20 protein-coding genes are annotated in these 21,567 nt (G+C 71.0%); 9 read left to right on the top strand and 11 right to left on the bottom strand.

Going from position 1 to position 21,567, the window contains the following annotated elements; translation table 11 throughout:
* Nucleotides 1-47: 47 nt before the first annotated feature.
* Entirely contained in the window at nt 48-260 is a 213-nt protein-coding gene (locus ABIA33_RS25705; RefSeq protein WP_370084839.1) for a hypothetical protein, read from the top strand.
* Here ABIA33_RS25705 and ABIA33_RS25700 read toward each other — a convergent pair.
* The 5 genes from ABIA33_RS25700 to ABIA33_RS25680 all read right to left on the bottom strand — a co-directional run bounded on the left by ABIA33_RS25700 (nt 248) and on the right by ABIA33_RS25680 (nt 4,966).
* A complete protein-coding gene (locus ABIA33_RS25700) occupies nt 248-1,246 on the bottom strand; it encodes a cytochrome c oxidase assembly protein (RefSeq protein ID WP_370084838.1) in 999 nt (332 codons plus the stop codon). The two genes, ABIA33_RS25705 and ABIA33_RS25700, sit on opposite strands and share 13 nt — an antisense overlap.
* A 50-nt stretch (nt 1,247-1,296) precedes the next feature.
* On the bottom strand, nt 1,297-1,554 hold the full coding sequence (locus ABIA33_RS25695; protein ID WP_370084837.1) for a hypothetical protein: 258 nt from the start codon (nt 1,552-1,554) through the stop codon (nt 1,297-1,299).
* Nucleotides 1,555-1,614: 60 nt separating this feature from the next.
* Nucleotides 1,615-2,640, bottom strand: coding sequence for a 6-phosphofructokinase (locus ABIA33_RS25690; protein ID WP_370084836.1), 1,026 nt, complete (start codon nt 2,638-2,640; stop codon nt 1,615-1,617).
* 284 nt (nt 2,641-2,924) lie between these two features.
* On the bottom strand, nt 2,925-3,653 hold the full coding sequence (locus ABIA33_RS25685) for a type 1 glutamine amidotransferase (RefSeq protein ID WP_370084835.1): 729 nt from the start codon (nt 3,651-3,653) through the stop codon (nt 2,925-2,927).
* Between the two features lie 56 nt (nt 3,654-3,709).
* A complete protein-coding gene (locus ABIA33_RS25680; RefSeq protein ID WP_370084833.1) occupies nt 3,710-4,966 on the bottom strand; it encodes a MurT ligase domain-containing protein in 1,257 nt (418 codons plus the stop codon).
* 93 nt (nt 4,967-5,059) lie between these two features.
* On the opposite strand from ABIA33_RS25680, the gene def reads away from it, so the two are divergent.
* Nucleotides 5,060-5,617, top strand: coding sequence for a peptide deformylase (def, locus tag ABIA33_RS25675; RefSeq protein WP_370084832.1), 558 nt, complete (start codon nt 5,060-5,062; stop codon nt 5,615-5,617).
* 65 nt (nt 5,618-5,682) lie between these two features.
* Here def and ABIA33_RS25670 read toward each other — a convergent pair whose 3' ends face one another.
* Nucleotides 5,683-6,333: a TetR family transcriptional regulator gene (locus tag ABIA33_RS25670; protein ID WP_370084831.1), complete on the bottom strand. Its 651-nt coding sequence runs from the start codon at nt 6,331-6,333 to the stop codon at nt 5,683-5,685.
* 121 nt (nt 6,334-6,454) lie between these two features.
* On the opposite strand from ABIA33_RS25670, the gene ABIA33_RS25665 reads away from it, so the two are divergent.
* Entirely contained in the window at nt 6,455-7,696 is a 1,242-nt protein-coding gene (locus ABIA33_RS25665; protein ID WP_370084830.1) for an acyl-CoA dehydrogenase family protein, read from the top strand.
* Nucleotides 7,697-7,752: 56 nt separating this feature from the next.
* On the opposite strand, the gene ABIA33_RS25660 is transcribed toward ABIA33_RS25665, so the two are convergent.
* Both ABIA33_RS25660 and ABIA33_RS25655 read right to left on the bottom strand, forming a co-directional pair.
* Entirely contained in the window at nt 7,753-8,223 is a 471-nt protein-coding gene (locus tag ABIA33_RS25660) for a hypothetical protein (protein ID WP_370084829.1), read from the bottom strand.
* 201 nt (nt 8,224-8,424) lie between these two features.
* On the bottom strand, nt 8,425-9,444 hold the full coding sequence (locus ABIA33_RS25655) for a LacI family DNA-binding transcriptional regulator (RefSeq protein ID WP_370084828.1): 1,020 nt from the start codon (nt 9,442-9,444) through the stop codon (nt 8,425-8,427).
* A 179-nt stretch (nt 9,445-9,623) separates the two neighbouring features.
* On the opposite strand from ABIA33_RS25655, the gene ABIA33_RS25650 reads away from it, so the two are divergent.
* Together ABIA33_RS25650 and ABIA33_RS25645 are read left to right on the top strand one after the other, a co-directional pair.
* Nucleotides 9,624-11,588: a discoidin domain-containing protein gene (locus ABIA33_RS25650; protein ID WP_370084827.1), complete on the top strand. Its 1,965-nt coding sequence runs from the start codon at nt 9,624-9,626 to the stop codon at nt 11,586-11,588.
* A 77-nt stretch (nt 11,589-11,665) separates the two neighbouring features.
* Nucleotides 11,666-12,670, top strand: coding sequence for a serine/threonine dehydratase (locus ABIA33_RS25645; RefSeq protein ID WP_370084826.1), 1,005 nt, complete (start codon nt 11,666-11,668; stop codon nt 12,668-12,670).
* A 190-nt stretch (nt 12,671-12,860) separates the two neighbouring features.
* On the opposite strand, the gene ABIA33_RS25640 is transcribed toward ABIA33_RS25645, so the two are convergent.
* Complete coding sequence (locus tag ABIA33_RS25640) at nt 12,861-13,490, bottom strand: hypothetical protein (RefSeq protein ID WP_370084825.1); 630 nt, start codon at nt 13,488-13,490, stop codon at nt 12,861-12,863.
* Between the two features lie 223 nt (nt 13,491-13,713).
* Here ABIA33_RS25640 and ABIA33_RS25635 point away from each other — a divergent pair, with 223 nt between their 5' ends.
* Nucleotides 13,714-16,953, top strand: coding sequence for a discoidin domain-containing protein (locus ABIA33_RS25635; protein WP_370084824.1), 3,240 nt, complete (start codon nt 13,714-13,716; stop codon nt 16,951-16,953).
* A gap of 187 nt (nt 16,954-17,140) precedes the next feature.
* Here ABIA33_RS25635 and ABIA33_RS25630 read toward each other — a convergent pair whose 3' ends face one another.
* Together ABIA33_RS25630 and ABIA33_RS25625 are read right to left on the bottom strand one after the other, a co-directional pair.
* Nucleotides 17,141-18,307 carry an MBL fold metallo-hydrolase gene (locus ABIA33_RS25630; protein WP_370084938.1) on the bottom strand — a complete coding sequence of 389 codons (1,167 nt, stop codon included), beginning with the start codon at nt 18,305-18,307 and terminating at the stop codon, nt 17,141-17,143.
* A gap of 145 nt (nt 18,308-18,452) precedes the next feature.
* Nucleotides 18,453-18,905 (bottom strand): MaoC family dehydratase, encoded by a 453-nt coding sequence (locus tag ABIA33_RS25625; RefSeq protein ID WP_370084823.1) that lies wholly within the window; start codon nt 18,903-18,905, stop codon nt 18,453-18,455.
* Between the two features lie 179 nt (nt 18,906-19,084).
* Here ABIA33_RS25625 and ABIA33_RS25620 point away from each other — a divergent pair, with 179 nt between their 5' ends.
* The 3 genes from ABIA33_RS25620 (at nt 19,085) to ABIA33_RS25610 (ending at nt 21,566) form a co-directional block, all read left to right on the top strand.
* Nucleotides 19,085-19,903, top strand: coding sequence for a hypothetical protein (locus ABIA33_RS25620; RefSeq protein WP_370084822.1), 819 nt, complete (start codon nt 19,085-19,087; stop codon nt 19,901-19,903).
* Nucleotides 19,904-20,022: 119 nt separating this feature from the next.
* Nucleotides 20,023-20,625, top strand: a complete 603-nt coding sequence (locus ABIA33_RS25615; protein WP_370084821.1) for a hypothetical protein — start codon at nt 20,023-20,025, stop codon at nt 20,623-20,625.
* Complete coding sequence (locus ABIA33_RS25610; RefSeq protein WP_370084819.1) at nt 20,622-21,566, top strand: ATP/GTP-binding protein; 945 nt, start codon at nt 20,622-20,624, stop codon at nt 21,564-21,566. Before ABIA33_RS25615 ends, ABIA33_RS25610 begins: the two co-directional genes overlap by 4 nt.
* The last annotated feature ends 1 nt before the right edge of the window (nt 21,567 follow it).

Raw genomic sequence — 21,567 nt, 5'->3', positions numbered from 1 at the left:
GGAGTGGTGCGGGGATCGGGGCCGGTGTGTGACCAGGAGGTACCGACATGGCGATCTACGAGATGCGCGCCCAGTACGCGGACGGCGGGACGCAGGGGCCGATGACGTACTGGCACATGACCCGCGACGGCTCGATGACCGCGCTGTGCGGGCGCGATCTCGACGCGGCCGCAGCCACGACCAGCGACACGTCCTGGAGCCACACCACCGAGCCGATCTGCCACACCTGCGGTGCGCTGTACCTGCGTCAGGTGCCCTGAGCCGGTTGGCCGCCGGCTGACCGGGCGTCACCCGAACGGCGCTCCAGCGCGGCCAGATACGCGTTGTAGGCGTTGAGCTCGCTGTCGCCGTCGCGGTCGGCCGTGCGGTCCTTGCGCCGCGACAGCCGCTCCTCGGACTTCGCCCACTGGAACGTCAGGGCGATCAGCACGATGAAGGTGGGGATCTCGCTGAACGCCCAGGCGAGCCCGCCTGCCAGGTGCTGGTCGGTGAGCGGGTCCGCGCCCAGGGACGCGGCCGGGTGCGCGAAGGTCGTCACCATCAGCCCGGACGCCATCATCACGGCCACGCCGAAGAAGGCGTGGAAGGGCATCCCGATGAAGAGCTCCAGCATCCGCATGAGATGGCCTGGCCGGTGCGGCCCCGGGTCCACGCCCATGATCGGCCAGAAGAACAGCAGGCCCACGGCCAGGAAGTGGGTCATCATCAGCGTGTGCCCGGCGGTGGACCGCATCAGGAAGTCGAACAGCGGGGTGAAGTACAGCCCGTAGAGGCTGCCGATGAACACCGGGATGGTGAACGCCGGATGGGAGACCACCTTCACGTAGCGCGAGTGCAGCAGCGCCACCAGCAGGTCGCGCGGGCTGAACCTGCCCTTGGCGGCGGGCAGGGCGCGCAGCGCCAGGGTGATCGGCGCTCCTAGCAGCAGGATGATGGGGGAGAGCATCGAGAGCACCATGTGCTGCATCATGTGCGCGCTGAGCAGCTGCATCCCGTAGCGGTCGAGGCCGGTGCAGGTGGCCAGGGCGACGGTGACGACGCCCAGGCACCAGGAGATGGTGCGGGCGGGCGGCCATGAGTCGCCGCGCCGCCGCAGCCGGACCACACCGGCCAGGTAGAACCCGAGCATCAGCAGGCAGCCGATGAGGAAGGGCCAGTCGGCGGAGGGGTCGAGGGCCAGCGCCCTTCCGAGGGTGAAGCGGGGCAGTTCCTGCCCCATGCCTGGCATTCCGGGCATGTCACCCATCGGTTGTCCCTGCTTTCCTGGCCTACCCGGCACGCACAGCCGCGCGTGTACTACCGGACCAGAGTAGAACTGTCCGGATTGTGCCCCGTACGCACCCCCCTGGCGGATCCGCCGCGCGGGGCGTCCAGGCTGGCGTTGGCCCTGGTGCTGACGATCTCGTGGCCGACCGCGAGCGGCGCGGTGTCGGCGTTGAGGAACACCTCCAGGCAGTGCACCGGGTACCGGCCGGCGAAGGCCGCCTCGGTCATGGACTGCTCATCGGCCCGCACGCCGTAGGCGAGGATCTCCACGGCAGCCACGGCAGCCACGCCAGCCCCTGCTGGCCGCGGCCCCGGTCCGGGGTCGCGGTCGGGCGTCCTTCGGAGGCGTCAGATGACGGTCTCGGCCTCGGCGTAGCGCTCGGCCGGGACGGTCTTGAGGTCGGCGACGGCCTCGGCCAGCGGCACCAGGTTGATCTGGGTGCCCTGGAGCGCGGTGATGTGCCCGAAGGCGCCCTTGTGGACGGCCTCGACCGCGTGCCAGCCGAAGCGGGTCGCGAGCACCCTGTCGTACGCGGTGGGCGTGCCGCCGCGCTGGACGTGGCCGAGGATGACCGGCTTGGCCTCCTTGCCGAGGCGGTGCTCCAGTTCCATGGACAGCTGGGTGGCGACACCGGTGAAGCGCTCGTGGCCGTAGATGTCCACGGTGCCCTCCTCCCAGTGCATGGTGCCGGGCTCGGGCTTGGCGCCCTCCGCGCAGACCACGATGGCGAACTTCTTGCCGCGCTCGAAGCGCTCCTTCACGACGGCGGTGACCCGCTCGATGTCGAAGGGGCGCTCCGGGACGATGATGGCGTGCGCACCGGCCGCCATGCCCGCGTGCAGGGCGATCCAGCCGGTGTGGCGGCCCATCAGCTCGACCACCATCACCCGCTGGTGCGACTCGGCGGTGGTCTTCAGCCGGTCCAGGGCCTCGGTGGCCACGGAGACGGCGGTGTCGAAGCCGAAGGTGACATCGGTGCAGGCGATGTCGTTGTCGATGGTCTTGGGCACGCCCACGATCGGGAGCCCGCCGTCCGACAGCAGCCGGGCGGCCTTGAGGGTGCCCTCGCCGCCGATCGGGATGATCCCGTCGAGGCCGAGCTCCTCGCAGTACTCCTTGGCGCGGGCGACGCCGTCGACCAGATGGCTCGGCTGCACCCGGGTCGAGCCGAGGATCGTCCCGCCCTGGGCCAGGATTCCGCTGACGGAGTCCAGAGTGAGTTCGCGGTACTGGCCCTCGAGCAGGCCCCGCCACCCGTCCTCGAAGCCGATGATCTCGTCGCCGTGGTCCACGACGCCGCGATGGACGACGGAGCGGATCACGGCGTTCAGACCCGGGCAGTCCCCGCCGCTGGTCAGCACACCAATACGCATCGCTTTGCAACTCCCGAGCAGAACCGGACAACCGGACTTCCAGCCCGACGACGCACCCAACCTACCGGCCCGCGCCCACTGGTGGTTGTCGTGGGCGTTTCGCCTGCATGAAGGTATGGCAAATCGGACTATTTACCCCATCGCGATGATACCGCCCACCAACCTCCGGTCAGGCTGGGACGGACGCGGTGCGGCTCCTTCGCCGCCCCGCGCGGGGATTTTCCTTCTCCGCGTACCGCCGCCCCTGACGGGAGCGGCCCTGCCCCCTGACGAGCGGTACGCGGTTACGCCGGCTGCTGGACGGCGGCGATGCGCTCGGCGCGCAGCGCGTCGTACCAGGTGTTGTCAGCCGGCGGCAGCGCGCTGACGTCCAGCGCCAGCTTGATCAGCAGATCCGCCACGCCCGGGTTGCGGGCGAGGATCGGACCGTGCAGATAGGTTCCGAAGACGGTGTCCCGCCAGGCGCCCTCGGTACCGTCGCCGGTACCGTTGCCGCCGCCGACGGTGACCCGCGCGAGCGGGGACACCCCCTGGCCCAGGTGGGTGACGCCCTGGTGGTTCTCGAACCCGGTCAGGGTCTGCAGACCCAGCCGGGGGTCCGGCTCGGCGAGGATGTCGCCGACGTTGCGCTGGCCCTCGCCGCGCGTGCTCCACACATCCAGCAGACCCAGACCGGGCGTGCGCTGGCCCCGATCGTCGATGAACTCGTGGCCCATGATCTGGTAGCCCGCGCAGACGCCGAGCACGATCGCGCCGTTCTCCACCGCGCGGTGCAGGCCCGGGTCGGCCCGCAGCCGCTCCCCGGCCAGCCGCTGCGGCCGGTCCTCGCCGCCGCCGATCAGGTAGATGTCACCACTCGTCGGCACGGGCTGGTCGGACCGTACGTCGACCCGGGCCACGTCCAGCCCGCGCTGGCGGGCCCGCCGCTCGACGACCAGGACATTGCCCCGGTCCCCGTAGGTGCTCAGCAGGTCCGGGTACACCCAGACCACGCGCAGTGCGCTCTCGCTCATGAGTTCAGGATCCTCTTCGTCAGCGGCCGTCGGCGGCTTCGGTCGGCAGCGGGCGCTCAGCCGCGGACGTCGCGGCGCAGCTGCTGGAACGCGGTGTAGTTGGCGATGGCCTCGATCCGGCCGGGCGGGGCCGCGGCCACCGCCTGCGCGAGCGAGTCCACGACCTGGAAGTGGACCCCGGCGACCTCCAGCCGCACCGCCAGGTCCAGCTTGCGCTGACCCATGACGAACACCGGATGGCCGACCAGCCGCTCGTAGTCCACGTCCCACAGCCAGCTGGTGTCGGTACCGTCGGCGGACAGCGCGTTCACCGAGAGCACCACCGGGGCCGGCGGCTGGTCGATGAGGGTGAAGGTCTCCAGCCAGCCGGCCGGGTTCTTCGCCAGCAGCAGCCGCACCTCGCGACCGGCCACGGTCACCGACTCGTAGCGGCCCGCCACCGCCTCGACCGACTCCATGCGCTGCAGTGCGATCTGCGGGTGCACCCCGAAGACGGCGGCCACGGCGGCGGAGCTGGTGGCGTTGGACAGGTTGGCGCGTCCCGGCAGCTGCAGCCGGATCGGCCAGGCCGAGCCCTGCGGGTCCACGACGTGGTCACCCTGCAGCGCCCAGTGCGGCTGCGGGCGGCGGAAACCGCAGGAGGGGCAGAACCAGTCCTCGCCGGGGCGCTGCATCACGCCGCCGCAGCTCGGGCAGGACCAGGCGTCCTCGCGGTACGCCTGGCCGGCCGCCACCCACACCACCCGGCGGCAGGAGGAGGCGGCCCAGGTCACCAGCGGATCATCGGCGTTGGCGATGATGACGGCCTCGGAGCCCTCCAGGCCCTCGCGCCACTTCTCCGCGAGCATCCGGGTCTCGGAGGAGCGGTCCAACTGGTCCCGGGAGAGGTTGAGCAGCGCGATGGCCTTCGGGTCGGTGTCCCTGGCCACACCCGCCAGGTACTTCTCGTCCACCTCTATGACCGCGAAGCGCGCGTCGCTGCCGCCGGCGAGGGCGGAGGTGATCCCGGCGGGCATGTTCGCACCCAGCGCGTTCGACACGACCGGGCCCGCGGCCTTGAGCGCCTCGGCGATCAGCCGGGTCGTGGTCGTCTTGCCGTTGGTCGCGGAGACCAGCACCACGTCCAGGTTCTGGGCCAGGGCGCGCAGGAGGTCGGGGTCGAGCCTCAGCGCGATCTTGCCGCCGATCACGGAACCGCTGCCGCGGCCGGCCGTCCGCGAGACCGCAGCGGCGACCTTGCCCGCTGTCACGGCGAGCTTGGCGCGCGGGGGCAGCGTGGCCGAAGGCCCGGCCGACTCGGGGTTCGCTGGCATCGTGGTCGATCTCCTCCTCGGTACAGACGGGGGTCAGCCTACCGGCACGGTCGATTCAACCAAGCGGCCCCACCCGCCGTAGTGTCTGACGTCATGCCCCGCATTCCCGGCAGCGCCGGCACCGTCCACCCCGTCACGCCCTGGCCGGAGCCCGTGCTGCGCACCCCCTGCGCCACCGTCACCGCCTTCGACCAGAAGCTCGAAGCGCTGGTCGAGGACCTCTTCGCGACCATGTACGCGCAGGACGGCGTCGGCCTGGCGGCCAATCAGATCGGCCTCGGGCTGAGGGTGTTCGTCTACGACTGTCCCGACGACGAGGATGTCCGCCATTTGGGACACCTGGTCAACCCGGTCCTGGTCGAGGCCGACGGCGTCGAGGTCCGCGGCGAGGAGGGCTGCTTGTCGCTCCCGGGACTCCGCGCCCAGACGCCGCGCTGGGACCGGGCCCTGGTCCGGGGTCAGGACCTGACCGGGGCCAGGGTCGAGGTGGAGGGGACAGGCTTCTTCGCGCGCTGCCTCCAGCACGAGACCGGGCATCTGGACGGCGGGGTGTTCCTGGACCGTCTGGCCGGACTGCGGCTGGCCCGCGCAAGGCGGGCGATGCGGCGCTCGGACTGGTACCGGGCGGCTGCCCGGGAAGCTCGGGCCTGAGCGGTTCAGGCAACGGCGGATCAGGTCCCGGCGGATCAGGCCACAGCCGTTCAGGCCACAGCGACTCAGGGCTCAGGGGTTCCGGTCTGCTCGGGCGTTCCGTTCCGCTCCGGGGTTCCGCCCTGGGGCGCGGGCCGCTCGCCGGCCGCCGCGAGCCGTCCCCACAGCAGGTCGGCGAGGGTCTGCACCATCCGCTCGCGCGGGAACGGTCTGGTCTCCAGCCACCAGTCACCCGCTGCCAGCACCATCCCGGTGATCGCCTGGCCCCACGCCTCCGCGAGCACCGGGCTGTCCGGGCCGAGGTCCACCTGCTCCCGCACCGCGCGGCTCAGCTCGTCCGCGATCAGCCGCAGTGCGGGCGCCAGCGGCCCGGCGGGGGACAGGCCGTCCGAGGCGGGGTCGGGGTGCGCCAGGAAGCGGTACACCTGCGGTCGGGCCTCGATGGCGGCGAGGTAGGTGTCGATGACGGCCTCGACCCGGTCGCGGCGCTCCAGCGGCAGGGCGAGGGCGGAGCGCACCGCGTCGAGCAGTCCGGCGGTGTGCCGGTCGGCGAGCGCCCGGTAGAGGCCGTTCTTGTCGCCGAAGTGCCGGTACAGGATCGGCTTGGTGATGCCCGCCTCGGCGGCGATGGTGTTCATGCTGGCGCGCGGCCCGTCGCGGCGCACCACGCGGTCGGCCGCGTCCAGCAGTTCGCTGCGTCGGTCTGCCATTGACATTCCTTACTGAGGGGTAACAAACTTGGTACGCAGTTACCCAAGGTAACACCAAGCTGATCGTCGCCCCTCGCTGCGACATACCACTGCGACATACACCGACTTGCCGGGAGACACACCGACCATGAGTGGCTTCACCCTCGACCTGAACGAGGACCAGATCGCCGTCCGCGACTGGCTGCACGGTTTCGCGGCCGACGTCATCCGGCCCGCCGCCGCCGAGTGGGACGAGCGCGAGGAAACCCCCTGGCCGGTGATCCAGGAGGCCGCGAAGGTCGGCATCTACTCGCTGGACTTCTTCGCCCAGCAGCAGTTCGACCCGACCGGACTGGGCATCCCCATCGCCATGGAGGAACTGTTCTGGGGCGACGCCGGCATCGGGCTGGCGATCGTCGGCAGCGCGCTCGCGGCCGTCGGCGTGGTCGCCAACGGCACGCCCGAACAGGTCGGCACCTGGGCCCCGCAGATGTTCGGCACGCCCGACGACGTCAAGCTCGCCGCGTTCTGCTCCTCCGAGCCCGACGCGGGCTCCGATGTCGCCGCGATGCGCACCCGCGCGGTGTACGACGAGGCCAAGGACGAGTGGCTGATCAACGGAACCAAGACCTGGGCCACCAACGGCGGCATCGCCCACGTCCACGTCGTGGTCGCCTCGGTGGATCCGGCGCTCGGCGCTCGCGGGCAGGCCTCGTTCATCGTCCCGTCCGGAACACCGGGTCTGAGCCAGGGTCAGAAGTTCAAGAAGCACGGCATCCGTGCCTCGCACACCGCCGAGGTGGTTCTGGACGGAGTCCGGGTGCCGGGCTCCTGCCTGCTCGGCGGCAAGGAGAAGCTCGACGAGCGCCTGGCCCGCGCCCGCGAGCGGGCCGCCGCCGAGGCGCGCGGCGACCGGACCGAGAAGGTCAAGAACGCCGCGATGGCGACCTTCGAGGCGTCCCGCCCAGCCGTCGGCGCACAGGCCGTGGGCGTGGCCCGGGCGGCGTACGAGGTGGCCATGGACTACGCCAAGACCCGCGAGCAGTTCGGCCGTCCCATCATCGACAACCAGGGCATCGCCTTCACCCTCGCCGACATGCGCACCCGCATCGACGCCGCGCGACTGCTGGTGTGGCGCGCGTCGTGGATGGCCGCCACCGGCAAGCCCTTCACCTCGGCCGAGGGCTCCATGTCCAAGCTCTACGCGGGCGAGACCGCGAAGTGGGTCACCGCCCAGGCCATCCAGATCCTCGGCGGAAACGGCTTCACCCGCGAGTACCCGGTCGAGCGCATGCACCGCGACGCCGCCATCTACACCATCTTCGAGGGCACCAGCGAGATCCAGCGCCTCGTCATCGCCCGCACCCTCTCCGGTCTCCCCATCCGCTGACACACCGGCCCCTCTCCCCGCGTTGGGGGGGAGGGGCCCCTCTGGTCACAGCGCGGTCACTGACTCGAGGACGTCGCTCCGGCGGCGCGGCCGAGGAGGTAGAGGTTCGACACGGCGCAAAGCAGCGCCAGAGCGGTGAGCAGCGCCATGACCAACGACGCGCTGTTCTGGCCGGTGTCGACGAAGCTCGCGCCGCTGTTCGCCGCTCCGATGACGGCGAGCAGGGCGATGCTCGCCGTGGTGATGACGACGACGTGGCGGGCCAGGATCGCGCGCACCAGCAGAGTGACGGCGGCGACGACGACCAGCAGGCCGACCGCGGCGTGCACGACCAGTGCGGTCGGCCCCTTGGTCAGGGCGTCGCCGAACGCCTTCCCGAGGCCGTTGCCCTGGTACGACTTGGGCACCGTGACGTAGATGTTGACGGCGACGCCGAGCGCGTATTCCGCGATCAGCATCACGCACAGCCCGAGGCTGGCCTGCCGCAGGCCCACCACCCGCCGCGCGCTCTGCACTTGAGAAGCCACGGTTGCCCGCTCCCTTGTTTCCCTCGTTGGGGCGCGCATCCCGAATGCTCGCCCGCATCTGTCCGGTCCGGCGGGCACCCCGTCGGTGCCACGCCCTCACCGTAGCGATCGCGTGCGGTGCCGTCGTACTCCCCAGGGCGCATCGTCAGCGACGCCCTGGGACGTAGCCCGACGCCTGGTGTCGCTGCCAGAGTTTTGTCGTCACCGGGCCTGCGGGGCAGGCCCGGTGGAGCCGCGCACGATGAGGTGGGTGGCGAGTTCGACGTGGAGGGTGTCGACGGTGTGCCGCTCCAGCAGGCGCATCAGCAGCGAGACGGCCATCCGGCCCATTTCCTCCAGGGGTTGGCGCACGGTGGTGAGCATGGGGACGGTGCTGCGGCTGAGGTCGATGTCGTCGAAGCCGGTGATCGAGAGGTCCTCCGGTACGCGTAGGCCGCGTTCCTGGGCCGCGCGAAGGGCGCCGACGGCGGCCTTGTCGTTGAAGGCCACCAGCGCGGTCGGACGCTGCGGGAGGTCGAGGAGCTCGCACGCCGCTCCGTAGCCCCAGTCAGTCGTCGGCTCGATGCTGCGAAGGAGCTCGGGCGAGGTCAGCGTGCCGGCGTCGGCGAGTGCCGAGGTGTGGCCCACGATGCGTGACTCGCTGGCGAGCCATTCCCGGGGTCCGCCGATGACGCCGATGCGCCGGTGGCCGAGCGCGGTCAGATGCGCGGTGACACTGCGGCCGCCGGCGAAGTGGGCCGCGGACACCGAGGCGATATCGCGGGGCAGCAGGGTCCTGGGGTCGACCACGACGAAGGGGAAGCCCTGCGCGTGCAGTGATTCGAGCTCTTCGCTCGGTTCGGGCGGCAGGATCAGGATCGCTCCGGCGATGCCGGCGTCGTGCGGCAGGGCTTGGAGTACGGAGATCTGTTGCGCGGCCTCACCGGCGTTCAGCACCAGCCGTCGGCGGTGCAGGTCGAGGGTCTCGGCGATCGAGGACACGATCAGCCCGAAGTAGTCCGTGAGCACGTAGGGGCAGCGCACATAGATCGCGCCCTCGCCCGCCCCGCGCCGGACCGGGGCGGGAGCTCCCAGGCGCTCGACCGCCCGCCGGACCAACTCCTCCGTCTCGGGAGCGACTTGGACCTGCCCGTTCATGACGCGCGACACGGTGGCGATCGACACGCCCGCCTCTGCGGCGATGGCGCGGACCGTGACCCGCGTTCCCGGGGGCCTAGCCACGTGTTACAGCGTTTCGTTTCATGCCCTGCAGCCTAGTGGTGCTCCGCCTGCCCCAGCAGCGCCCGAGCGCTGTTGTGTGCGAAGCCTTGACAGGTGAAACGGGGGTCGCTTGTCTGTGTTTCGCAGATGTTCCAGAAATAGTTTCATACTGTTTCATCGATCGGAGAGGCCACCCACCCATGCGGACACCTCGTAGGACCGCGCTGATCGCCACCAGTACCGCCCTCGTCGCAGCCGCGATCGTCGGCTCCGGCCTCGGCAACGCCTCCGCCGCCGCCGACCACCACCGCCCGGTCCCCGACTCGGCGCACGTCTGGATCACCACCCCCGACGGCACGGACAAGATGGCCGACCTGGGCACCGTCGCGTTCACCGACGCCCCCTCCACCGCGCCGACCGTCGTAGTCGACCCCACCCGCACCTTCCAGACCATGTCAGGCTTCGGGGCCTCGATCACCGACTCCTCCGCCTCCGTGCTCTACACCCTGCCGTCGCAGGCCCGCACCGAGGCCATGAGGTCGCTGTTCGACCCGCGGACCGGCGACGGCCTGGACTACCTGCGCCAGCCCGTCGGCGCCTCCGACTTCGTGACGACCGCCGCCTACACCTACGACGACGTCCCGGCCGGCCAGACCGACTACGCCCTCAGGCACTTCACCGTCGCCCATGACCGGAACCAGATCCTGCCGCTGCTGCGCCAGGCCGAGCGGCTCAACCCGAAGCTGCAGATCCTGGCCACGCCGTGGAGCCCGCCCGCCTGGATGAAGACCGGCGGCTCGCTGATCGGCGGACGCCTGGTCGACGACCCCCGCGTCTACCACGCCTACGCCGCCTACCTGGTGAAGTTCATCCAGGCGTACCGCGCCAACGGCGTGCACGTCGACGCGATCACGGTCCAGAACGAACCGCAGAACCGGACCCCCTCCGGCTACCCGGGCACCGACATGCCCTCCTGGCAGGAGGAGAAGGTCATCGCCGAGCTGGGCCCGATGCTCCACGACGCCGACCTCGGCACAAAGATCCTCGCCTACGACCACAACTGGACCGAGCACCCCAACGACGTCGCCGCCACCCCGCCCGACGAGACCGCCGACATCAACGACTACCCGCAGCAGGTGCTGGGGTCGAGCGCGGCGAAGTACGTCTCCGGCACCGCGTACCACTGCTACAGCGGCGATCCCAGCGCGATGACCGCGCTGCACAACCAGTTCCCCACCAAGGACATCTACTTCACCGAGTGCTCGGGCAGCCAGTCCGGCGTTCCGGCCAACACCTTCTCCGACACCCTCAAGTGGCACACCCGCAATCTGGTCATCGGGGCCACCCGCAACTGGGCCAAGTCCGTCGTCAACTGGAACATCGCCCTCGATCCCAGCGGCGGCCCGCACGTCGGCGGCTGCACCGGCTGCACCGGTGTGCTGACCGTCAACTCCGACGGGACCGTGACCCGCAACGCCGAGTACTACACCCTGGGCCACCTGGCCCGCTTTGTGAAGCCCGGCGCCGTCCGTATCGCCAGCACCTCCTTCGGCACCACCGGCTGGAACGGCCAGGTCGAGGACACCGCCTTCCGGAACCCGGACGGCAGCACCGTCCTGGTCGCGCACAACGAGAACGACAACCCGCAGACCTTCGCCGTACGCGAGGGTGACCGGAGCTTCACCTACACCCTGCCCGGCGGCGCACTGGCCAGCTTCGTCTGGAACGGCAACCCGTCCACCGGCCACGGCACCGGCCTGCGCCAGATCGACCCGACCGGCTGGACTGCGACTGCGAGCCCTGCCGGTGCCACCGACGCGCCGGCCAAGGCAGTCGACGACGACGCCAGCACCCGCTACTCCACCGGCACCGGCCAGACGCCCGGCCAGTACCTCCAGGTCGACCTCGGCAAGATCCAGCGCCTGCGGCAGGTCGTCCTCGACACCGGCGCGTCCACCGGCGACTACCCACGCGGCTACACCGCGACGTTCAGCACCGACGGCGTGCACTGGACCACCGCGGTCGCCGGCGCCACCGGCACCGGCCAGTTCACCGTCGTGGACCTCGACAACCAGCACGCCCGTTACGTCCGGATCACCCTCACCACCGCGGCCCCCAACTGGTGGAGCGTCGCCGACGTGCGCGCCTACCAGTCCGGGAGCTAACGGTGCACCACTAGCCGAGCGCCGATCGGACCTCCGCGGAGAGCTGGTGTACTGGTCCTGACCCAAGGAGCGGCTTTGTGACCAACTCTCTCAGCTACGGCGACATCACTCGGGCCGCCGGCCGGATCGCGGGCCAGATCCGTCCCGTGGTCCTGGCGCCGGCCGATCCCGGGACCGTCGGGGAGGCGTGGCGCGACCCCTCCGACGACCGTGCGGAGGTCCCCTGCCGGGTGTGGCTGGCGCTGGAACAGATGCAGCACACCGGGTCCTTCAAGGCCCGTGGCGCGATCAACTTCCTGCGCGGCCACCTGGAGGACGGCAGCCTGCCCGCCGCCGGAGTCACCATCGCCTCCGGCGGCAACGCGGGTCTCGCGTGTGCCTGGTCGGCACGGCGACTCGGTGTCACTGCCACGGTGTTCCTGCCGGCGTCGGCACCGGCGGTGAAGCTGGCCAAGCTGCGGGGCTATGGCGCCGAGGTCCGGTTGGTGGAGGGCGAGTACGCGGACGCGGCGGCCGCCAGTGCGCGCTTCGCCGAGGAGAGCGGCGCACTGGCCTCGCACGCCTACGACAATCCCTTGATCGCAGCGGGAGCCGGCACCCTCCTGGACGAGATCCGCGCCCAACTCCCGGTCGTGGACACGGTGGTGGTCGCGGTCGGCGGCGGTGGCCTGTTCGCCGGAGTCGCGACCGCCGCGCAGCACCACGGCGTGCGGGCCGTCGGCGTCGAACCTTCCGGCTGTCAGGCCCTGTACGACGCGGTGGAGGCCGGGAAGCCGGTGGACGTGAGCGTCGACTCGATTGCCGCGGACTCGCTCGGGGCCCGTCGCGCGAGTGCCATGGCTCTGCACGCCGCCCTGCACGACGAGGCTCGCAACGTCCTGGTGGACGACTCCGCGATCGTCGGCGCCCGTCGGGCGCTGTGGGACCACCAGCGCCTTGCCGTCGAACACGGCGCCGCGACGGCCCTGGCGGCGCTGCGGGCGGGGGCCTACGTCCCGAGGCCGGGAGAGAACGTCGTGGTGGTGCTGTGCGGCGCCAACACGGACCCGTCGGACCTGGTGCCCCGGGCGCCCTCCGAGTAGGCGGCGCTTTCTCGTCCCTGTCGATGCCAGTATCTGGGACAGGCGAACGTCTTGTCGTGAACATGGCAAAAAACCGCTACGCTGACGCGGGGTCATGAGCCCTCGGCCCCGGTGTGCCGACACCGGGGCCACCTCATGCCGGCTCGCGACAGTCGGCGTCAGCGCCAGTCGGCGTCAGCGCCAGTCGGCGTCAGCGACCGACGGCGAAGACGAGACCTGCCGTGACCGATCCGACGATCGCGCCCACCACCGTTTGGGCTGCCGTGTGGTCCCGCAGCGCCACTCGTGACCAGGCGACCAGCGCGACCACCGCGTATCCGGCCAGCCACCAGGCGCCCATGGCGACGGCGAGCATGGCCACCGAGCCGCCCGACGCGGCCGTGTGGATGCTGACCTTCCAGCGCAGCAGCGCGGTTATCGCCATGATCGGCAGGAGGGTAGCCAGCATGGCCATGATCATCGCGCCCAACTCGCGCGGCGCGCCGAGCACCTCCATCAGGACCAGGCCGACCAGTACCGGGAGCATGACGACCGGGATCACCTGCGCCCGCTTCGCGCGGTCGCCGACGTAGCGGTCACCGAGCCGCCCGCTGCGCATCCCGAACTTGATGAACGCCATCGGGAGGACGCCCGCGAACAGCGCTGCGAACAGCGCCCAGCCGATGCCGGACCAGCCGTGGCGCACGCCGCCGACGAGCAGCAGCACAGCGAAGATCACGTTCTGCGGGTCGATCCCGCGGGTGACCGTCCGCGCCCAGGCAGGTCCGGGTATCTCTGCGGGTCGCGCGGCGGGCGGAGCCTCGCTGGTGGTCTCGGTCATGCGGTCGTGTGCTCCTACGTGGGGTCCGTGTGGTCGGAATGGTCATGGTCAGGCGCAACTTGACCATGTGGAGCTTTCCGCAGTCCAGTCGGCCCGGAGACGTGGCGCTGTTGCGGAACCTGTCGATTTGATTGACATGTCGGAAACAGTGTCGCAATCATCTCTCAACTCAGAGAGCGCTCTCTCGCTCCGTCGGAATACGCGACACACGTTAGGAGACGCCATGACTGGCGGTCACTCCAGCTTCGCACGGCGCTCGCTCCTCGTTCTGATGCTCGTGGCGGCCCTCGTGGCGAGCCTGTTACTGGCGATGGCCGGCACCCCCGCCCACGCCGCGGCGACCCTGCTCTCGCAGGGGAAGACCGCGACGGCCTCCTCGGTCGAGGCGCCGGGAACGCCGGCTTCGGCGGCTGTGGACGGCAGTCCGACCACCCGGTGGTCGAGCGCGTTCAGTGACCCCCAGTGGCTGGAGGTCGACCTCGGCGCCACAGCCGCCGTCAGCCAGGTCGTCCTGACCTGGGAGTCCGCCTATGCCACCGGCTACCAGATCCAGACCTCCACCGACGGCACCACCTGGACCGCCATCTACTCCACCACCGCAGGCCACGGCGGCACGGAGACCCTCAACATCTCCGGCACCGGCCGCTACGTGCGCATGTACGGCACCCAACGGGCCACCCCCTACGGCTACTCGCTGTGGGAGTTCCAGGTCTACGGCACCCTCGGGGGCTGCGGCACAGCCAACGCCGCGCTCAACCAGCCCGCCACAGCCTCCTCGACGGAGAACACCGGTACTCCGGCGTCCGCAGCGGTCGACGGCAACACCGGCACCCGGTGGTCGAGCGCGTACAGCGACCCGCAGTGGCTGCAGGTGGACCTCGGCAGCGCGCTGCCGGTCTGCCAGGTGGTCCTGCAGTGGGAGACGGCGTACGCGACCGCGTTCCAGATCCAGCTGTCCAACGACGCGTCCACCTGGACCAGCGTCTACTCCACCACCACCGGCACCGGCGGCACGCAGACCCTCGCCGTCAGCGGCACCGGCCGCTACATCCGCCTCTACGCGACCGCGCGGGCGACCCAGTGGGGCGACTCCCTGTGGGAGTTCACCGTCAACACCGTCGGCGGCGCCACCACCCCGCCGTCCAGCCCGCCACCCGGCGGCGGCAACGGCACCTGTCCCTGGGTGGGTTCGACCGCGCCGATCGCGACCCGCGTCGCGCAGGTCATGGCACAGATGACGCTGGACCAGAAGATCTCGATCCTGCACGGCAACGGCAACTCGTCCCCGTACATCGGCGACATCACCGGCATCCCCTCGCTCTGCATTCCCAACATCGGTCTGCAGGACGGCCCGGCAGGCGTCGGCGACGGCATGGGCGGAGTCACCCAGATGCCCTCGGGGAACTCCTCGGCGGCCACCTTCGACACCGCCCTGGAGCAGCAGTACGGCGCTGCCGTCGGCGCGGAGTTCGCCGGGAAGGGCGCCGCCGTGGCGCTCGGCCCGACCCTCAACATCGTGCGCGACCCGCGCTGGGGACGCGCGTTCGAGACGTTCAGCGAGGACCCGTACCTGTCCGGGCAGATGGCCGCCGCCGACATCCGCGGCATCCAGAGCCAGGGCGTGATGGCCGAGGCCAAGCACGCGGCCGTCTACAATATCGAGAACCCGGCCGGCACCGTGGTCGTGGACAACCGCACCATGCAGGAGCTCTATCTGCCCGCATTCCAGACCGCCGTCACCCAGGGTGCGACGGCAGCGGTGATGTGCGCCTACAGCGTCGTCAACAGCGTTCCGGCCTGCCAGAATCCGGCGCTGCTCAACACCGCGCTGTACCAGCAGGCCGGTTTCGGCGGTTTCGTCACCAGCGACTGGGGCGGCACGCACTCGACGGTGGAGTCGGCCAACGCCGGGCTGACCGTGGAGATGCCCAACGGGTACTTCTACGCCGACTTCCTCAAGCAGGCCGTGCAGGCCGGGACGGTCAGCCAGGCCACGCTGGACACCATGGTGACCCGGCTGCTCACCCAGTTCTTCGCCTTCGGTCTGTTCGACAAGGCACCTTCGGGCTCGCCCACAGCGACGGTCACCACCCCGGCGCACGCGGCGGTGGCCCTGCAGGGCGCGGAGGAGGGGGCCGTGCTGCTGAAGAACAACGGCCTGCTGCCGCTCTCCACCTCCACCACCCACTCCATCGCGGTACTCGGCGTCGACGGTGGGGCCGGGGTGCAGACCATCGGCGGCGGCAGTGCCACGGTGACCAGTCCTGGCACGGTCTGGCCGCTGACCGGCATCCAGAACCGGGTCGCCGGCACGGGCACCACGGTCACCTACAACGACGGCACCGACCTCACCGCGGCCACCGCGCTGGCGAAGAGCTCGGACGTGGCCATCGTGTTCGCTAGCGACAACTACGGCAACGAGGAGCACGACACCACCACCATCGACCTGCCCGGCACGCAGAACCAACTGATCGAGGACGCGGTCGCGGCCAATCCGCACACCATCGTCGTCCTCAACACCAACTCGGCCACGTCGATGCCGTGGCTGAACCAGGTGGCGGGCGTGTTTGAGGGCTTCTACCCGGGCCAGCAGATCGGCACGGCCATGGCCGCGCTGCTGTTCGGCGACGTCAACCCCTCGGGCAAGCTCCCGGTCACCTTCCCCAACAGCTTGGCCGACGTCCCCGCCAACACCCCGGCGCAGTGGCCCGGAACCAACAGCCAGGTGCAGTACTCCGAGGGTCTGGACGTCGGCTACCGCTGGTACGACGCGAAGAACATCACCCCGATGTTCCCGTTCGGCTTCGGCCTCTCCTACACCAGCTACGCGTTCAGCAACCTGCAGGTGGGCGCCCTGTCCGGCGGCAACGCGACGGTGACCGCGACGGTCACCGACACCGGCTCCCGCGCGGGCACCGACGTGGTCCAGCTCTACGTCGGCGACCCGGCCTCCACGGGTGAACCGGTCCACCAGCTCCGTCACTTCCAGCGGGTCACCCTCAACCCGGGGCAGGCCCAGACCGTCCAGTTCACGGTGTCGGCCCACGACCTGGCGCACTGGGACACGACGGCCAACGCCTGGACCACCACGGCGGGCACCTACCAGATCCTGGTCGGCGACTCCTCCCGCAACCTGCCGCTCAGCGGCAACCTCAGCGTCCCCACCACGATGAACGCCAACGCACTCACGGCCGGCACCGGCACCGGCACCGGCACCGCACTGGCCGTCGCCAACCCGTACGGCATGAGCAGTCCCGTGCACGCCCAGGTCGACTGGGCCTTCGCCCAGCCCGCCACGGGCATCGTCTACACCGCCACCGGGCTGCCGCCCGGGCTGTCCATCAGCCCGTCAGGCATCGTCTCCGGAGCGGCAACCACCGTCGGCACCTACACCGTCACGGTGACGGCGAGGAGCACGAACGGTGCGTCAGGCAGCGCGACCTTCGTCTGGACCGCGACCTGACACCGGGTCGCAACGCGTAGGGCGGTGTGGACCGGACGAGCGACCGGTCCACACCGCTGAACCACACGCTGATCGAAGTGGCTTGCCTTGCTGCAACCGGGTCCCACGGCGTCCTGCGCTGGGCGGCGGGGGCCCCCGAGGAGCTCGGCCTGTCCACCTGACAGGCCGTAGGAGGGTGCTGACCCTCCTAGGGGACCGGGACGCCCTCCGGCTGCTCCGGTCGGGTGGAGAGGGAGGTCTCGGTGACCGGCTCGGTGCCGGCGGGGGCGGCGATGGGGCGCCACCAGGGGCGCGGGGACGGGGTGGCGGCCGGTTCGAAGGGCTCGCCGGGGCGAGGGGTGGCGACGGTGACGCCGGTCTCGCGGGCGGCCGCGAGCGTGCGCTCGATCGGCTCCTCCCACGGGTGCGGGGCCAGGTTGAAGGTCGCCCAGTGGATCGGCAGGAGTACCGCCCCGCTGCCGAGGTCGCCGTGGGCGCGGACGCCCTCCTCGGGGGTCATGTGCACCTCGGGCCAGAACCGGCTGTACGCGCCGATCTGCATCATGGTGGCGTCGAAGGGTCCGTGCTGAGCGCCGATCTCGGCGAAGCCGGGGAAGTAGCCGGTGTCGCCGCTGTGGAACAGCCGGTGCTCGGTGCCCGCGACAACCCACGAGGCCCACAGCTGGTGGGTGCTGGTGCGCGGCCCGCGGCTGCAGTAGTGCCGGGCCGGTGTCGCGGTCAGGGTGAGCCCGGCGACCCGCGCGGACTCGTGCCAGTCCAGCTCGACGATGCGGTCCTCCGGCACACCCCAGTGCTCCAGGTGCGCGCCGACGCCCAGCGGGACGGCGAAGTCCGCGCCGGAGCCGACGAGAGTGCGGATCGCGGCGGCGTCCAGGTGGTCGTAGTGGTCGTGCGAGATCACAACGACGTCGATCGGGCCCAGCTCCGACAGGGGGAGAGGGTTCGGGTGCAGGCGGCGCGGGCCGAATCCGGCGAACGGCGAGCAGCGCTCGCCCCAGACCGGGTCGAACAGGACTCGGCGCCCCTGGATCTCGGCGAGCACGGTCGCATGGCCCATCCAGGTCAGCCGCAGGCCGCTGGCGGGCCGGAAGGCCAACTCCTCGGCGGTGAGCTGGTGGACGGGCACGGGCGCGACGGGCTCGCGGCGGCCCCGGTTCTCGGTCAGGCCCGCGCGCAGGCCCCCGGCGAGAGCGCCGGGGACCAGGCGGCGGGTGGGGACGGGGTTGCGGAAGGCCCCGTCCACGAAGTGCGGCGAGCGACGGATCCGGGCGAGGCGCTCTCCCGTGGGCTCGGCGCCGAAGGCGTCGGGGCGAATCGCGGGCAGCGCCAGGCCGTTGAGGCGGGTGCCGGCGATGCGGGAGTACCACGGACGGGAGCCGGGCACGGAGCCTCCTCTGACGGGAATCCACAGGTTCTTGCGCAGCGTACCTGCGGCTCAGAGCGACGGCCCGGGAGTTTCCGAGGCCTCACCTGGACGTCACCGGGGCGTCATCTGCGTGTCAGGCGTAGAAGCGGGTGATCGTCTCGGCGACGCAGTGCGGCTTGCCGCCGTCGCGTCCGGAGATCGTGAAGCGGACCACGGCCTGGATGCCACCGGGGACCTCGCTGGTGGACACCAGTTCGGCGGTCCCCCGGACGGAGGAGCCGACCGGCACCGGCGAGGGGAAGCGGACCTTGTCCGAGCCGTAGTTGACCGCCATCCTGATGCCCTCGACCGAGTAGCACTCCTGGGCCAGCACGGGGATCAGGGACAGCGTGAGGAAGCCGTGGGCGATAGTGGTCCCGAACGGGCCGGCCTTGGCCCGCTCCGGATCCACGTGGATCCACTGGTGGTCGCCGGTGGCCTCCGCGAACAGGTTGACCCGGTCCTGGTCGATCGTGTGCCACTCGCTGCTGCCCAGCTCGGTACCGACGGCTGCGGTGAACTCGGCGAGGGATGCGAAGGTCGCCATGCTGACACTCCTGTCACGTGCGGTGATGTGCTGAGGAGGCTACCGCTACTGGCGGGTCACTTCGCGGCCGCCCCCAACGCCGCCCCCGACGCCGCCCCCGACGGCGCCACACAACTGGCCATGGGGGCACATGGTCCTGGCATAACCGGGGAATGGGGCATCTTGCAGAGGAGGGGGGTGTGGGCATGGTGGTGGAGTTGGTCCTGCTGGGGGCTGAGTGTCCGCAGGAGCGGGCGTTCGCCGGGTCGCTCGGCGCGGCGCTCGGAGCGGAGTTGTTCGGGCAGGCGGTGACCGGAGCGCTGTTCGACGCGGGGGCCGGGCGCTGCCGGACCACGGTCGTGCCACCGGACGCGGACGCCAACGCGCTGCTGACCGCCGTCAAGGAGGCGGTGGAGCGGGACAGCAGAGTGTTGATCGTGTACATCGCAGGGCAGTTCACCTGGGACGTCAGGCGGCGGCGTGCGGTGCTGGTCACGGCGGGCAGCGGGCGCGACAACGCGCATGCCCGCGGCCTCGCCTGGGAGTGGGTGGTGAGCGCGATGGCGCACGGCGCGGGGGCGGCGCGCAGCGACTCGCTGCTGGTCGTGGACGCTGTGCTGAGCACCGAGGCGTGGGCCGGCGGGACTCTCGATGCCGGTAGCGTGCCGCTGTGGGGGCGGATCCTGCCGTACGCCCCATCGCGCTGGGGTCGCGGCGGCGGCGCGGGGGAGGGGGCGAGCTCGGTGGCAGGCGGGTTCGCGAGGCTGCTGGCCGAAGCGCTGCAGCAGGGGCTGCCCGGACTTCCCGCGGTCATCGACCCGGCGGCGCTGCACCCGACGCTGGCGGCGCGGGACGCCCCGGGCGCGCGCTGGCTCGGCCCGCCGGCGGACTCCAGGCTGCTGCTGCGCAACCGCGCGGTGCTGCGTGGTGCGCTGCGGACCGGCCCTCAGGGCCGACCTCGGGGCGGGGTTGGGGATGGGGATCTCGGCTCCGGTGAACTGCATATGCCAGTAGATTGACGTGAACATTTCGTTCGGTAGAAAATCGGCCACACCGGGGACAGCGCGACATCCAAGTAATAGTGTGCTGATTCATCGCCACCTGGGGAGTACGCGGCGAGGGGGCATCAATGCGACGCGTGAGTACGGCAGTACGGTGCGGCGTGGGGCTGACGGTCGCCGCGCTCGGGCTGGTGGCCTGCTCCTCCGGGGGCAGCGTGCAGACCCTCGACGGCGCGCCGAACGCGTCCGGTTCCGGTGCGTCCACGCCCTCTGCCGGAGTGTCCGTCCAGCCGACGGCGCCCGCTGTCATCCCGTCAGGAACCACGATGGTGCTGGTGCTGCGCGCCTACCAGGGCTACTGGGCGGCGCAGGTGCGGGCGTTGGACTCGGGCACGGTGACCGGCAGCGGCCTGCAGACCTACGCCACGGGGGCGGCGTTGAGCGCCGCCTACTCGGACTCGTTCCGGCTGGGCCAGGACGGACTGCTGATGGCCGGGACACCCCGCAGCAACCCGCAGGTGACCGGTCTCGGCCCCGAGCCGGGGCAGCCCGGTGCACAGAGCGCGACCATCACGGACTGCCTGGACGTCACGGCCTGGCACCAGATCGACTCGAAGACCCGTCAGCTCCGCGACCCGGCGAAGAGGCTGACCCGCTATCCGGTACATGTGACGGCTCGAACGGTGGGAGGTGTCTGGATGATCTCCGAGACCCGTAGTGAGACGGGGAAGACGTGTTGAGGTCCGGTTCCGGCCGCTGCCTGGCCGTCGTCGCCCTGGTGCTGCTGGCGGTAGTGTCCTCGCCGCTGTGGCTCCGGGGCGGGCGCGCCGCAGCGGATCCTCCGGTGGGCCCATGCGCCAACAGCTCCGTGTGCGTGGGCGCGAGCACGCCCGCCTCACCGCCGTCGGGCGGCGGAGGCTCGGGCGGCGGCGGTGGCGGGGGCGTGCAGGTCTGTAACTGGCAGGGCGTCAGCGTGCCGTGCAGCGGGCCGTACGGCACCTTCGATCCCGCAGACGGCTGCTACTACATGGAGGCCCAGCCCCAGCCCCCGGCGGGTGACCCGTCCTGGCAGGGCCACCAGCCGGGCGACGGCGCGGTCTACACCCGCACCTGCCCGTACCAGGGCGGTGCCGGCGCGGCCAACGTCTGGTTGGCGCAGGCCCCGGCCGCCCCGCCCACGGTGACACCCGGTCAGCTCGCCCACCAGGCCGTAACCACCCTGGGGCTGATGCCCGCCACCGTGCACACCCGCCCCGACGGCGGGGGAAACAAGACCGGCCTGGTGGGCTCGCCGATCTGGCTGTGGATCGACGGGAGCGGCAACGTCTACGCCAAAAAGGACAAGCCCCTGTATGCGACCGCGTCTGTCCCCGGCCTCAGCGTGACCGCGACCGTGTGGGTGTCCAAGCTCGTCTGGGACATGGGCGACGGCGGCACCGCGAACTGCAGCGGACCGGGCACCCCCTACACCGACGCCGACGGGGCCAGTGCCTCGCCCGACTGCGGCTATCGCTACACCAAGCCCTCGGCCGGTCAGCCCGGCCAGCAGTACGCGATCACCGCCACGGCCCACTGGACCGTCACCTGGGTATCCGGCAACCTCACCGGCGCGTTCGACATGGACCCGATCGCAACCCCGGCTGCGACGCTACGGATCTCCGAACTCCAAGTACTCAACTGAG

Source organism: Streptacidiphilus sp. MAP12-16, assembly GCF_041262165.1.
GTDB lineage: Bacteria > Actinomycetota > Actinomycetes > Streptomycetales > Streptomycetaceae > Streptacidiphilus.
Note: the sequence above shows the minus strand (reverse complement) of the source record. Positions and strands in the feature narration are given on the sequence as shown.

Excerpts from the sequence above, each read along its gene's own strand:
- ABIA33_RS25705 (WP_370084839.1), top strand. The coding sequence starts at position 48 with ATGGCGATCTACGAGATGCGCGCCCAGTACGCGGACGGCGGGACGCAG.
- ABIA33_RS25700 (WP_370084838.1), bottom strand. The coding sequence starts at position 1,246 with ATGGGTGACATGCCCGGAATGCCAGGCATGGGGCAGGAACTGCCCCGC.
- ABIA33_RS25690 (WP_370084836.1), bottom strand. The coding sequence starts at position 2,640 with ATGCGTATTGGTGTGCTGACCAGCGGCGGGGACTGCCCGGGTCTGAAC.
- ABIA33_RS25685 (WP_370084835.1), bottom strand. The coding sequence starts at position 3,653 with ATGAGCGAGAGCGCACTGCGCGTGGTCTGGGTGTACCCGGACCTGCTG.
- ABIA33_RS25680 (WP_370084833.1), bottom strand. The coding sequence starts at position 4,966 with ATGCCAGCGAACCCCGAGTCGGCCGGGCCTTCGGCCACGCTGCCCCCG.
- def (WP_370084832.1), top strand. The coding sequence starts at position 5,060 with ATGCCCCGCATTCCCGGCAGCGCCGGCACCGTCCACCCCGTCACGCCC.
- ABIA33_RS25670 (WP_370084831.1), bottom strand. The coding sequence starts at position 6,333 with ATGTCAATGGCAGACCGACGCAGCGAACTGCTGGACGCGGCCGACCGC.
- ABIA33_RS25665 (WP_370084830.1), top strand. The coding sequence starts at position 6,455 with ATGAGTGGCTTCACCCTCGACCTGAACGAGGACCAGATCGCCGTCCGC.
- ABIA33_RS25650 (WP_370084827.1), top strand. The coding sequence starts at position 9,624 with ATGCGGACACCTCGTAGGACCGCGCTGATCGCCACCAGTACCGCCCTC.
- ABIA33_RS25640 (WP_370084825.1), bottom strand. The coding sequence starts at position 13,490 with ATGACCGAGACCACCAGCGAGGCTCCGCCCGCCGCGCGACCCGCAGAG.
- ABIA33_RS25635 (WP_370084824.1), top strand. The coding sequence starts at position 13,714 with ATGACTGGCGGTCACTCCAGCTTCGCACGGCGCTCGCTCCTCGTTCTG.
- ABIA33_RS25625 (WP_370084823.1), bottom strand. The coding sequence starts at position 18,905 with ATGGCGACCTTCGCATCCCTCGCCGAGTTCACCGCAGCCGTCGGTACC.